Annotated in this window: 10 protein-coding genes; 7 read left to right on the top strand and 3 right to left on the bottom strand. The window is 73.2% G+C overall.

Annotated features, from left to right (window positions below; genetic code table 11):
• The 5 genes from ACJA3G_RS15185 to ACJA3G_RS15165 all read left to right on the top strand — a co-directional run.
• Positions 1-1,093, top strand: a 1,093-nt coding sequence (locus tag ACJA3G_RS15185) for a hypothetical protein (protein ID WP_406553503.1), incomplete at its 5' end; no start/stop codon positions are given.
• 82 nt (positions 1,094-1,175) lie between these two features.
• Positions 1,176-2,147: an NAD-dependent epimerase/dehydratase family protein gene (locus tag ACJA3G_RS15180; protein ID WP_344075203.1), complete on the top strand. Its 972-nt coding sequence runs from the start codon at positions 1,176-1,178 to the stop codon at positions 2,145-2,147.
• Complete coding sequence (locus ACJA3G_RS15175) at positions 2,135-2,884, top strand: spherulation-specific family 4 protein (protein WP_406553502.1); 750 nt, start codon at positions 2,135-2,137, stop codon at positions 2,882-2,884. Before ACJA3G_RS15180 ends, ACJA3G_RS15175 begins: the two co-directional genes overlap by 13 nt.
• Positions 2,885-2,956: 72 nt before the next feature.
• A complete protein-coding gene (gene moeZ / locus ACJA3G_RS15170) occupies positions 2,957-4,135 on the top strand; it encodes an adenylyltransferase/sulfurtransferase MoeZ (RefSeq protein ID WP_406553501.1) in 1,179 nt (392 codons plus the stop codon).
• Between the two features lie 126 nt (positions 4,136-4,261).
• On the top strand, positions 4,262-4,735 hold the full coding sequence (locus tag ACJA3G_RS15165; RefSeq protein WP_406553500.1) for a hypothetical protein: 474 nt from the start codon (positions 4,262-4,264) through the stop codon (positions 4,733-4,735).
• 41 nt (positions 4,736-4,776) lie between these two features.
• On the opposite strand, the gene ACJA3G_RS15160 is transcribed toward ACJA3G_RS15165, so the two are convergent.
• The 3 genes from ACJA3G_RS15160 to ACJA3G_RS15150 form a co-directional block, all read right to left on the bottom strand.
• Positions 4,777-6,369, bottom strand: a complete 1,593-nt coding sequence (locus tag ACJA3G_RS15160; protein WP_406553499.1) for an alpha/beta hydrolase — start codon at positions 6,367-6,369, stop codon at positions 4,777-4,779.
• A 141-nt stretch (positions 6,370-6,510) separates the two neighbouring features.
• Positions 6,511-8,076 carry an alpha/beta hydrolase gene (locus tag ACJA3G_RS15155; RefSeq protein ID WP_406553498.1) on the bottom strand — a complete coding sequence of 522 codons (1,566 nt, stop codon included), beginning with the start codon at positions 8,074-8,076 and terminating at the stop codon, positions 6,511-6,513.
• An 81-nt stretch (positions 8,077-8,157) separates the two neighbouring features.
• Positions 8,158-11,046 carry a lysylphosphatidylglycerol synthase domain-containing protein gene (locus ACJA3G_RS15150; RefSeq protein WP_406553497.1) on the bottom strand — a complete coding sequence of 963 codons (2,889 nt, stop codon included), beginning with the start codon at positions 11,044-11,046 and terminating at the stop codon, positions 8,158-8,160.
• Between the two features lie 233 nt (positions 11,047-11,279).
• Here ACJA3G_RS15150 and ACJA3G_RS15145 point away from each other — a divergent pair, with 233 nt between their 5' ends.
• Both ACJA3G_RS15145 and ACJA3G_RS15140 read left to right on the top strand, forming a co-directional pair.
• Entirely contained in the window at positions 11,280-11,723 is a 444-nt protein-coding gene (locus tag ACJA3G_RS15145; RefSeq protein WP_406553504.1) for an MGMT family protein, read from the top strand.
• Between the two features lie 152 nt (positions 11,724-11,875).
• On the top strand, positions 11,876-13,304 hold a 1,429-nt coding region (locus ACJA3G_RS15140), incomplete at its 3' end, for an ATP-dependent helicase (RefSeq protein ID WP_406553496.1).

Genomic DNA, 13,304 nt, shown 5'->3' with positions numbered 1-13,304 from the left:
CCCCCGCAGAGGCCCCGCCGACCCCGTCAAGGCGCTCATGCACCGGCACCGGGACCTGTGCGAGCGGGCCGTCGACCCGCTGGAGATCGCCGCCGGGCTCGAAGCGCACGGGGTGACCGACCGGACCGCCGCCCGTTTCCGGCACCGGGACGTGTTCTCGCTCGCCGAGGAGCTCTACGCGCGCGTGCCGCGCGGCACCGAACCGCCGCGCCACGACCTGGAACCCGCGCCCCGGCCCGCCGGGCGGGTGTTCCGGGTGCTGCGGGCGCTGCTGCCCGGCGCCCTGTGCGCGCTCACCGTGACGGCGGCCCGGCTCACCGTCGGCGGCGCGCGCCCCGCCGTGATCGCCGCCGGGGCCGCCGCCGTCGGCGCCGCCCTCGCGTACGCCGTCCGGTGCGGCCCCCTGCGGACCGGACGCGGCGCCGGAGTGCCGTGGGCACTCTGGCTCGCCGTCTACGCCGTCGCGGGCAACGGCCTCCTGGACGCGCTGGTCGCGGGCGGCCCGGACGGCGGCCCCGGCGCGCCCGACGGCTGGGGCGCCGACCCGGCGGCGGCCGTCGGCCTCGCCCTGGCCGTCGCCCCCGCCGGCTGGTGCGCCCGCCAATTCGCCGTACGCGCCCGGCGCGGCCTCACCACCAGCCGCGGCCTGCGGGAGTTCGCCGACCGCTCCCGCCCCCTGCTGCTCGGCACGGTCGCCCTGTTCCTGACCGCGCTGACCGCCGTCCTGCTGACCGGCCGACTCGCGTACGGGCACGGCTCGTTCGCGTCCGCCGCCGCGCCCGGCGCGCTGCTCTTCCTGGCGCGGCTGCTCGCCCTGCACGGCCACGCGCCCGCCGCCAACGCGGCGCTGCGCGCGGCGGCCTGCGCGGAGGCCGCCGCCCTCGCGCTGGTGCTCTCCGGCCGGCTGCCCGGCTGCGGCGCCCTCGCCCGCCCGGTGACCGCCGCCGTCGAGGCGGCCGGCGCGGGCGCCGTCCCGGCGGCCGTCTGCGGCCTCGCCGCCCTCGTCCTGCTCGCCCGGGCCACCGCGGTCCTCGCCCGCGCCTCGGCCCACTCCGTACCCCCACCGACCCCCGCACAGCACCACACGCGCTGACGCGCGTGCATGCCCGAAGGAGAACGAGACACATGACCGCCCTGCCCCCGGCCTGCCGCCGACCGCACGGAAAGGCCGTGCGATGAGGGTGCTACTGCTCGGTGCCAACGGATACCTGGGCCGTTTCGTCGCCGACCGCCTGCTCGCCGACCCGGCCGTGCAGCTCACCGCGCTCGGACGCGGCGACGACGCCGACGTACGGTTCGACCTCGCCTCCGGCAGCCCGGGGGCCCTCACCCGCTTCCTGGACGCCGTCCACCCCGGGGTCGTGATCAACTGCGCCGGCGCCACCCGGGGCGGCGCCCGCGAACTGACCCGGCACAACACCGTCGCCGTCGCCACCGTCTGCGAGGCTCTGCGCCGCAGCGGCTGCGGCGCCCGGCTCGTCCAGCTCGGCTGCGCCTCCGAATACGGTCCCTCCCAGCCGGGCTCCTCCACCGCCGAGGACGCCGTGCCGCGCCCCGGCGGCCCGTACGGCGTGAGCAAGCTCGCCGGTACCGAGCTGGTCCTCGGCTCCGGTCTGGACGCCATCGTGCTGCGGGTCTTCTCCCCGGTCGGCCCCGGCACCCCCGCCGGATCCCCGCTCGGCCGCCTCGCCGAGGCGATGCGCCGCGCCATGCAGTCCGGCGACGGGGAACTCAAGCTCGCCGGGCTCGGCGTGCAGCGCGACTTCGTCGACGTCCGCGACGTGGCCCGGGCCGTGCACGCCGCCTCCCTCTCGGCCGCCCAGGGCGTCGTCAACATCGGGACCGGCCGCTCGGTCAAGCTGCGCGACGCCGCCGCCGTCCTCGCCCGGGTCGCCGGGTACGGCGGCGCGCTGCACGAGCTGGACGCCGGCCCCGGCCTGCGCCCGGGCGTCATCGGCGCGCCCCGCCCGTCCGCCGACGCCGTCATGGAGCATCTGGCGGCGCCCCCCGCCCCGTACCCCGACGGCTGCGGCAGCTGGCAGCAGGCCGACGTCCGCACCGCGCGCGACCGGCTCGGCTGGCGGCCCCGGATCAACCTGGAGGAGTCCCTCGCCGACATCTGGATGGAGGCGGCGTGCCGCATCTGACCCGCACCGGCGCCCCGCGCGCGGCGACCTCGGGGCGGCTCGGCTTCGGCGTCCCCGGCTGCGCGCACCCCCTGGTCGCCCCGGTCGAGTGGGCCGAGCTGACCCGCCCCGGCACACCGCTGCACTGGGCGGTCCTGAACGTGGCGAACGGGCCGGGCACCCTGCCGGACCCGCACTGCCTGGAGGCCGCCGGAAAGCTGCGCAACGCGGGCATCCGCGTGCTCGGCCACCTCGACACCGCGTACGGCACACGGCCCTTCGGACAGCAGATCTCCGACGCGCACCGCTTCCTCGACTGGTACCGCGTCGACGGCTTCCTGCTGGACCGCTGTCCCACGGACCGGGACGACCTGCCCGCGGTGCGGCGCACGGTGTCCACCCTGCGGGCCCTGCGCGAGGGCGCCCACCTGGTCCTCGGCCAGGGCGCCCAGCCGTACCCGGGCTACGCGGAGAGCGCCGACCAGCTGGTCACCTTCAGCGGTCCGTGGAGCGAGTACCGCTGGTCCCAGGTGGCCGAGTGGACCGCCGACCACCCGGCGGAGCGCTTCTGCCACTTCGTCCACGGAGTGCCCCGCACCCATCTCGACGAGGCGCTGCGGATCGCCCGCTGGCAGGGCGCGGGAACGATCTACTTCACCGACCGCGGTGACGGCGGCGGACAAATGAACCCATTTGAGACGCTGCCCGGCTACTGGGACGAAATCGTCTCGCGTATCGGACCATGTATCTCGGAATGAGAAGTGGCGTGGCAGTGTTACGGAGAGAACAACCGTACTGACATACCGACCGACTGCGTAATAGAGGTTCACGTGTCGCTGCCACCCTTGGTCGAGCCGGCTGCCGAGCTCACCGTAGACGAGGTCCGCAGGTACTCGCGTCACCTGATCATTCCCGATGTCGGGATGGACGGGCAGAAGCGGCTGAAGAACGCCAAGGTGCTCTGTGTGGGCGCCGGCGGCCTCGGCTCGCCGGCCCTGATGTACCTGGCCGCCGCCGGTGTCGGCACGCTCGGCATCGTCGAGTTCGACGAGGTCGACGAGTCGAACCTGCAGCGCCAGATCATCCACAGCCAGGCGGACATCGGCCGCTCCAAGGCCGTCTCCGCCAAGGACTCGGTGCTCGGCATCAACCCGTACGTGAACGTGGTCCTGCACGAAGAGCGGCTTGAGGCCGACAACGTGATGGACATCTTCAGCCAGTACGACCTGATCGTCGACGGCACGGACAACTTCGCCACCCGCTACCTCGTCAACGACGCGTGCGTGCTGCTGAACAAGCCGTACGTATGGGGTTCGATCTACCGCTTCGACGGCCAGGCCTCGGTCTTCTGGTCCGAGCACGGCCCCTGCTACCGCTGCCTCTACCCCGAGCCCCCGCCGCCGGGAATGGTGCCCTCCTGCGCCGAGGGCGGCGTCCTGGGCGTGCTCTGCGCGTCCATCGGCTCCATCCAGGTCAACGAGGCGATCAAGCTCCTCGCGGGCATCGGCGAGCCGCTCGTCGGCCGACTGATGATCTACGACGCCCTGGAGATGCAGTACCGCCAGGTGAAGGTCCGCAAGGACCCCGACTGCGCGGTCTGCGGCGAGAACCCGACCGTCACCGAGCTCATCGACTACGAGGCCTTCTGCGGCGTCGTGTCCGAGGAGGCCCAGGAGGCGGCGCTCGGCTCGACCATCACTCCCAAGCAGCTCAAGGAGTGGATCGACGCCGACGAGCAGATCGAGATCATCGACGTCCGCGAGCCGAACGAGTACGAGATCGTCTCCATCCCGGGCGCCCGGCTGATCCCCAAGAACGAGTTCCTGATGGGCAACGCCCTCCAGGACCTGCCGCAGGACAAGCGCATCGTGCTGCACTGCAAGACGGGCGTCCGCTCGGCCGAGGTGCTCGCGGTCCTGAAGTCCGCGGGCTTCGCGGACGCGGTCCACGTCGGCGGCGGCGTGATCGGCTGGGTCCACCAGATCGAGCCGGAGAAGCCCGTCTACTGATCCTCGTCCCGTCCCGTAGGACATTTGTCCCGCGGGACCGAGGACGGTCATCTCTGCCGTGGCCGGTGCCCCCTGAGCGAAGCTTCTTTCTGTCAGCAGGAGAGCGCACGCGAAGGGGGCACTGTGATGAGCACGGTGGCAGTCGAGAACCAGGTCCTTACGATGACGGCCGAGGTCCGGACCGAGACCGCGGCACTGGCGCGGAGCGCCCCGCAGCCGGAGATCAAGGGCCTCCCCAACTGGTACTTCCCGCTGGTCGGCTGCTTCGCCGGGATCTTCGACATCGCCCGCGCCTACCCCGTCGTCTACTGGCTGATCCCGGTCGTGGCCGTCGTGAACATCGCCCTCACGTTCACCGTCCTGAGGGCCCGCATGCGCTACATGAAGGCGCTCTGGAAGAACAAGCGCACCCGCCTGCTGGCCCTCGGGCTGCTCGCCCTGCGCTTCGCGGTCCGCTTCGGTCTCGGCCTCGCCGGCCTCGCGATGGGCGCGGCGAGCGGCAGCCTCGTCGTCGGCGTCGTGATGGCGGTGCTCGGCACGGCGATGGCGTGGGGCGACCAGTGGCTGATCCTGCGCACCCTCAAGCGCGCCCGCGCCTGACGGCCGCCCCGCCGGACCGGAGCCAGGCCCCGCCCGGTCCGTCAGGACGAGCAGACGGTCCCGTCCGCCGGCACTTTGCCCTCCAGCAGATACGCGTCGACGGTCCGCCTCACACAGGTGTTGCCCTGCGTGTACGCGCCATGGCCCTCGCCCTTGTTGGTCAGCAGCACCCCCACTCCCGGGCCCAGCTTCCGCGCCATCTTCCTCGCGCCCTCGTACGGGGTCGCCGGGTCGCCGGTGGTGCCCACCACCAGGACCGGGCCCGCCCCCGGGGCGCTCGCCTCCGGAACGTCCCGCTCGCCCGGCACCGGCCAGTTCGCACACCAGCCGGCCGTGTCCCAGGCCAGGAACTCCCCGAAGACCGGCGATATGCGACGGAACTCGGGCAGCAGCGCCTTCGCCTGCGCCGCGGTCGGCCGGACCCTGCTGTCGTCGCAGGAGATCGCCCGCTGCGCGTGGCTCTGCGTCCCGTAGTGGCCGTCCTTGGACCGGTCGTTGTACGAGTCGGCCATCGCGAGCAGCAGATCGCCGGTGCCGCGCTCCCGCACTTCCGCGAGCGCCTGGGTGAGGTAGGGCCAGTTCTCCTTGGAGTAGAGGGGCATGACGATGCCGGTCAGCGCGAGGGTCTGGCTGAGCTCGCGCCCGCTCGATGTCGGCAGCGGCCGTTCGTCGAGCCGCGAGAGCAGCTCCGCGATCCGCTGGGTGCCCTGCTTCGGGTCCTGGCCGGTCGACTTGAGGTAGTCGTCGAGCGCCCGCTGGAAGCCGGTGGCCTGGTTGCGGGCGTGGCCCACCGCGTCGGCGGTCGGGTCGACCACCGCGTCCAGCACGGTGCGCCCCACCTGGCGCGGGAACAAGTGGGCGTAGGTGCCGCCCAGTTCGGTTCCGTACGATATTCCGAAGTAGTTGAGCTTCGTGTCGCCGAGGACCTGGCGGAGCAGGTTCATGTCCCGGGCCGCGTTGCTTGTCGAGACGTACGGCAGGACCTTCCCGGAGCGGCGTGCGCAGCCCGCTCCGACGTCCGCGCCGTCCTTGAGGAAGGCCGCCTCCTCGGCGGCGGTGTCCGGGGTGGCGTCGATCCGCCGCTCGGCGTCCGCCTGCTCCTTGTCGTCCCGGCACACCACGCCGGAGCTCTTGGCGACGCCGCGCGGGTCGAAGCCCACCAGGTCGTAACGGGAGTTGAGGGAGCTGTAGGTCTTCGCGGCCCGGGGCAGGATCTCGACGCCCGAGCCGCCGGGTCCGCCGAAGTCGAAGAGCAGCGAGCCGATCCGCTTGTCCTTGTCGCGCGCCTGCTTGCGCACGAGCGCGAGGGAGATGGTGTCACCGGCCGGTTTCGTGTAGTCCAGCGGCACCTTGACCTCGGCGCACTGCCATCCCGGGCTCGTACACGAACTCCACTTGGGCCGCTGCCCGGTGAGCGCTTCGGGGAGCGCCCGCGCCTTGGCGTCGGAGTCCGGCCGGGGCGCGGCGGAGGCCGTGCTCGTCGGCGCGGCGCTCGTGTCCGGACTCTTCCCGCCGGAGTCGCAGCCCGCCAGGAGCCCGGCCGCCAGCACGGCGACGACCGCCGCCGCTCCTGCCCGCGCACGTACGCCTGCACGTACCCCTGCACGTAGCCGTACACGTACGAAAATGTTCATGGACGCCCCCCACGGGCCCGCCGCGGACCGGCACGTCAGGCCGGTCCGGTCCGCGGAATCGGATCAAGCGAATCACGTCCGGTCATCGTAGGCGGGCCCACTGACAACGCCTTCGCGAGTCCGTCCCGCACGGCCCCGGGGCTACTGGCAGACCGTGCCGGCCGCCGGGGCCCTGCCGTCCAGCAGATACGTGTTCACCGCGTCCTGCACGCACTTGCTGCCGCTGTTGTACGCGCCGTGGCCCTGCCCCTTGTACGTCAGCTCCACCCCGACACCCGCTCCGAGCTTCTCCACCATGTGCCTGGCGCCCTCGTATGGCGTGGCGGGGTCGCCGGTGTTGCCGACGACGACGATGGGCGCCGCGCCGGGCGCGCTCACGTCGGGGGTGCTCCACTGGCCCGGCACCGGCCAGGCGGTGCAGCTGATCATGCCCCAGCCGAGGAAGTCACCGAAGACGGGGGACGCCTTGCGGAACTCCGGGAGCCTGGCCTTCGTTTGGTCCACCGAGTAGCGGTCCTTGAAATCAGCACAGTTGATGGCGGTGTTGGCCGCCTGGATGTTGCTGTACGTGCCGTCCTTGGCCCGGCCGTTCATCGCGTCGGACAGGGCGAGGAGCAGGGAGCCGTTCCCGCCCTGCGCCTCGTCGACGCCCTGTTCCAGGAGCTGCCAGTACTCCTTGGAGTAGAGGGCCTGGGCGATGCCGTTGGTGGCCTCGGTCTGCGTCAGCATGCGGATGCCGCTGCCCGGGATGGGCTGCTTGTCGAGGTCGGCGAGGAGCTTGACGACCCCGGCCTCGACCTCCTTCACGTTCGCCCCGGACAGCTGGCACTTGTCGCCGCGGTCCACGCAGTCCTGGGCGAAGTTGTCGAGGGCGAGCTGGAAGCCCTTCGCCTGCCCGAGCGCGCCCTGCTCGGCGGTGCTGGTGGGGTCGACGACGGCGTCGAAGACGGCCCGGCCGACGTTCTTGGGGAACAAGTGGGCGTACACCCCGCCCAGTTCGGTTCCGTAGGAGATGCCGAAGTAGTACAGCTTGTCGTCGCCCAGGACCTGGCGCATCAGGTCCATGTCGCGCGCGGCGCTGGTGGTGCCGACATGGGGCAGGACCCGTCCCGAGTTGGACTGGCAGGTCGCGGCGAACGCCTTCATGTGCCCGGTGAGGGACTGCTCCTCGGCCGCGTCGTCGGGGGTGAAGTCCTGGGCGAAGTAGCGGTCGAGCTGGTTGTCGTTCTCGCACTGGACGGGGGCGCTGGAGCCGACCCCGCGCGGGTCGAAGCTCACCAGGTCGTAGCGGGCCCTGAGCTTGTCGTAGTCGCCCGCGGCGGAGGGCAGGGTGGTCACCCCGGAGCCGCCCGGTCCGCCGAAGTTGAAGATCAGCGATCCGATGCGTCTGTTCTTGTCGAGGGCCTCGGCCCGGATGAGCGCGAGTTCGACGGACCCGGCGCCGGGCTTGTCGTAGTCGAGGGGCACGCGCAGGGTGGCGCACTTCCACTCGCCCCCGCCGGGCGGCGGCGAGGGCGCGTCCCCGGTCCCCTCCGCCTGGGAGGGCGCGCCGCACTTCTTCCAGGTCAGCTTCTGGGAGGCCAGCGACGAGGCCTTGGCCGGGGACGACTCCCCGGTCCCGCTGTCGGAGCATCCGGTGGCGGCGAGCAGCAGCGCGGCGGCGGCGGTGGCGAGAGAGGCGGCACGCGGGGCGGCGGGGTTCTCCATGCTCCCCATCGTGGGCCCGTCAGCCGCGGCCCGCGCGAAACCGCAGGCCATGCGGGTGGCAGGGCCATGCACCGGACACGGTCAGAGCTCGCCCCTGCGGGTCAGGTAGTTGAAGCACAGCCACCCCGGCAGCACCGGCAGCCAGAAGGTGAGCAGCCGGTAGAGCAGCACGGCGGAGGCGGCCGTCTCGGCCGGCAGGCCCGCGATGGTCAGGGCCGTGGAGAGCGCCAGCTCCACCGCGCCGACACCGCCCGGCGTCGGGGCGGCCGAGCCCAGCGCGTTGGCGGTGAGGAAGACGACCGCCACGCTCGCGTAGCTGAGTGAGTTGGTGCCCGATCCGAAGGCCCGGATGGAGGCGTCCAGGCACATCACGAAGGTGCCGGTGATCAGCAGTATGCCGCCGAGGCCGGTGAGCAGCTTCTGGGGCCGCTGGAGCACGTCCAGCATGCGCGGCACCACACCGGCGAACAGCGACCGCACCCGGGTGACGACGAACTTCCTCAGGAAGGGGATGGCGGTGACCACCAGGATCAGCACGGCGGCCGTCAGCAGACCCGCGATCACGGTCCGGGAGGGGGAGAGGTCCGGGGTCTTCTCGGTGCCCGTCACATAGCCGAACACCAGCAGCAGCGAGATGTGCGAGGCGAGCCCGAAGAGCTGGGAGGCGCCGACGCTCGCCACCGCGAGACCCGGGCGGACCCCGGCGCGCTGGAGGAACCGGGTGTTGAGGGCCACACCGCCGACCGCCGCCGGGGCGACCAGCTTCACGAACGAGCCCGCGACCTGCGCGATCACGGCCCGCGCGAACGGCACCTTCTCCGGGACGAAGCCCAGCAGGCTCGCCGCCGCCGCCGGGTAGGAGAGCGCCGAGAAGAGCACGGCAGCCGCCACCCAGCCCCACTGCGCGTTCGCGACGAGATCGCCGAACTTGATGTGGGTGATCTGCACCAGCAGGTAGTACGCGGCGATGGCCCCGGCGACGAACGTCAGCAGCGTCTTCACCTTGATGCGCTCCAGGCGCACCGGCTCCACCGGCGCCTGCGGGCGGATCAGCAGCACCTGGGCACGGATCTGGGTGAGCAGATCCTCCTCGCGCGCGTTCTCCAGCGCCTCGTCGATGGCCTCCTTCTCGGCCTTCTTCTCGGCGCGGACGGCCTTGTTCTCGGCCCGTACGGCCTTGCGCTCCTCCCCGGCGGCGAGCGGCTGCTCCTCGGGGACGCTCGCCGTGGCGGCCTCGCGCTGCCTGGCCTGAGCCGCCTCGGCGGCGCGCGCCTCCTTGGCCGCGAGCGACGCCTCGATGACGGCCTCGCGCTCGCGCTGCGCCTGCTCGCGCGCCAGGCGGCGGAGCGTCGCGCGCGTGGAGCGGGTCAGCGCGATCGGCTGGAGGAGCGGCAGGCTGTCGGCGACGGTGTCGGGTCCGAGCACCTCCACCGCGGCGGCGACCGCGCGCTCGGCGCCGACCCGCAGCCCCAGGGTGACCAGGAGCTGGGCGATGTCCATGCGCAGGACCACGTCGCCGGCCGCGATCTCGCCGCCGCGCAGATCCGTGAGGATGACCGTGCCGGAACGATCCACCAGGATCGCGTCGCCCGCCAGCCGGCGGTGGGCGATGCGCCGCGACTGCAGCGCGCGCACCTGCCGCCAGGCGCTGCGCATCAGGTCGTCGGTGATCTCCTTGTCGTCCAGCGAGTCCAGGGAGCGCCCCCCGGTGTGCTCGTACACCAGCATCACGGCGTCCGGGCCCAGCTCGGAGGTGGCGATGAGCTTCGGCGCGTGGGCCCCGGCGGCGATCGCCGCGTAGGCGAGCAGCGCCTCCTGCTCCAGGGCCTGGCGCAACGACTGGATGGAGCGCCGGGTGGTGATGGAGCGCAGGGTCAGCCGCCGCCACACCCGGTAGAAGAAGCCCTGGGCCTGCTGTTCGCGGTCGACGACGGTGACGTCGAGCGGCGGCGCGTCCTCCAGGGTGACGAAGTAGCGCCGCCCCCGGTCGCCCTGCTCCATGGAGTCCGGGACGTCCTCGGCGCGCATGGCGGTGAGCGGCCGGAAGCCCACGTTCCGCAGTCCGGCCAGAAGGGTCTGGCCGGTGGGCCGGACATTGGGCGAGCCCACCGCGTACAGCGTTCCGTACGCCACGGTCCAGCCGATCAGGACCGTGACGAGGATCGAGAAGGCGGTCGTCTGGCCGCCGACGAGCACCGCGAAGGAGTTGAGCAGCAGGACCGCCCAGAGCGCGACCCGCCAGCGTGGCCGGCGGGCCATGCCGACGGCCGTCATATAGGCGATGACCGGGGCGAGATAGCCGTGCACGGGGTCGGTGAGACCGCCCGTGCCGGACTGCTGGGTGAGCGCGCTGGTGATCGACTCGGGCGCCGACTTGGCCACCCACAGATCGGTGGCGAGGGCCGCGCCGTGGGCGAGCACGGCCGCGAGCACACCGTCCGCGATGCGCAGCCCGTCGCGTTTGATCAGCCGCTCGATGGCGAAGGCGACCGGCAGGATCAGCACGGCGATGGAGGAGACCAGACCGGCCAGCCGGATCAGGACGTCCGGCGCCTGGTCCGAGCCCTTGCTGATGTCCTGTTCGAGGCCCGAGGTGGTGTGGTGCGCGATGGCGGCGATGGTGAGCACGATCGCGATGGCCAGCACACCGCTGATCAGGCGTACGAGGTCGGAGGGGCGGTGCACGCGCGCGGGGAGCAGCGGCTCGTCCACGGAGACACGCTCGATGGTGCCCGCGCTCTCGCACGCCTCGAAGTCCTTCCGAGCCCCCCCGTGGGGCGCGGAGACGGCCGTCGCGCCCGTGGGCGGCACCGACGCGGTCCTGGCGCCGGACGCGGGGGAGGGCCCGGCCGGGCGCTGGGACTCCGCTTCCGGGCCGGACGCGGAGGAGGCCTGCGCGCCGGAGGCGGGTACGTCGGACCGCGCCCCCGTCTCCGGGGTGCTGCCGGCCGCCGCTTCGGGTGGCTGCACGCCCCGCTCCTTCGCCGTCTGGTCCGCTGTCTCGCCGCTCTGGTCTTCGGTCTGCTCTTCGTGCTCTCGTATCACCGGTCACCGCCCGGATGATGGTGGCATGACCGGCCCCCGGCGGGAGGCATCAGGGTGCGCCGGGGGGACGTACGCCGTGCGGCGCGCCCCTGGCGCCCCTGGTGCGCGCGGTCGGTGGGAGTCCGCTTCCGGCCGCACTGTCGGTGGCGTACGGCAGGATGGACCGGGTGAGCGATGAGCTGCCGGAACTCCCGGAGTATGCCGAAAGGGTGCTGGACGTCGCCGAGCAGATCCCGCCCGGCCGGGTGATGACGTACGGGGACGTCGCCGAGTGGCTGGGTGAGGGCGGCCCCCGGCAGGTCGGCCGCGTCATGGCGCTGTACGGGGCCGCCGCGCCCTGGTGGCGCGTGGTGCGCGCGGACGGCGCGCTGCTGCCCGGCCACGAGCTGCGTGCCCTTGGTCACTACCGGGAGGAGTCCACGCCGCTGCGCGGGGCGGGCCGGGCCGCCGAGGGGCATCTGCCGCGCCTCGACATGCGCCGCGCGCGCTGGGACGGCGGCGAGCGGGGCCCCGGGAGCCGTTCCGGGGACGCCGAGGACATGGCGGGGACCGCGCGGACGGGCGCGGAACGCGAGGTCGGCGGCGAGGCGGCTCATATCTGACAGCTTCGGCCATCGGCCGCCACCGGGGGCGACCGCAGGCCCGTACGGATGACTCGCTGCGTCCCGGCCGCGCTTCGGCGTACCGTCGACAGTCGGCACGGCCCCCGTCCGCACCCTCATCACCAGCACACCCACCAGGACCGGCGATCCACGTGAGCTCCTCCTCCTTCACCGGGCGTACGACGTACCCCCAGGTACGACGGCGGTCCGCCGGCGCGTACCGACTGGTACGTACCCCGCTGAGGCCGGTGGACCCCCCTTTGCTGGACGCACATCAGCGGGCGGTGGTTGACCACGCGCACGGGCCGCTGCTCGTCCTGGCCGGTCCGGGCACCGGCAAGACCACCACGCTCGTGGAGGCGGTCGCGGCCCGGGTGGCCGCCGGGGCGGACCCCGAGCGCATCCTCGTCCTCACCTTCAGCCGCCGGGCCGCGGTGGAACTGCGCGACCGCATGGCGCTGCGGCTCGGCGGCGCCCGCGGCCCGCAGGCCACCACCTTCCACTCCTACTGTTACGCCCTGGTCCGCGCCCACCAGGACGCCGACCTGTTCGCGGAGCCGCTGCGGCTGCTCTCCGGCCCCGAGCAGGACGTGGCCGTACGCGATCTGCTGGCCGGGCAGCTCGGCCTGGAGCGCGAGGGGCTCGCCTCCGTGCGCTGGCCCGACGAACTGCGCGCCTGTCTGACCACACGCGGCTTCGCCGACGAGGTGCGCGCGGTGCTCGCCCGCAGCCGCGAGCTGGGCCTCGGGCCGCACGCGCTGGCCGACTTCGCCCGGCGCACCGGCCGGCCCGACTGGCGTGCGGCTGCCGCGTTCTTGGCCGAATATCTCGATGTCCTCGACCTCCAGGGTGTACTGGACTACGCGGAGCTGGTCCACCGGGCGGTGCTGCTCGCCGAGCGCGCCCCGCACTCCGGCACGTCGTCCCACGTCTCCTCCTCCGCCCCGCCGCACGGGCCCGCTCCGGCCGATGCGTACGACGCGGTGTTCGTCGACGAGTACCAGGACACCGACCCGGCTCAGGTCCGCCTGCTGCGGGCCCTCGCGGGCGGTGGCCGCACGCTGGTCGCCTTCGGCGACCCGGACCAGTCGATCTACGCGTTCCGGGGCGCGGACGTCAACGGGATCCTCGACTTTCCGGACACGTTTCGGCGGGCGGACGGCGCCCCGGCGCCGGTCGAGGTGCTGACGACGTCCCGCCGCTCCGGGGAGAAGCTGCTGGCGGCGACCCGGCTGCTGACCCGTCGGATGCCGATGCCGCGTCTGCCGTTCGAGAAGGTACGGGCCCACCGCGACCTCGCGCCGGTGCGCGCGGGCGGGCGCGTCGAGGCGTACACGTACCCGACGGCCTCCACGGAACTGGAGAACATCGCCGACATCATCCGGCGCGCCCATCTGGAGGAGGGCGTCCCGTGGCACGACATCGCCGTCCTCACCCGCGCGGGCACCCGCGCCCTGCCGTCCCTGCGCCGCGCCCTGACGGCGGCGGGCGTCCCGGTGGAGGTGGACGGCATGGACATCCCCCTGCGCCACGAGCCCGCGGTGACCCCCCTGCTGACGGCCCTGCGCGCGGTGGCGAAGG

Origin of the sequence: Streptomyces sp. YS-3, assembly GCF_045257485.1 — a bacterium.
In the GTDB taxonomy this organism is placed as follows: Bacteria; Actinomycetota; Actinomycetes; order Streptomycetales; family Streptomycetaceae; genus Streptomyces.
This window is presented reverse-complemented; position numbering and strand designations above follow the sequence as displayed.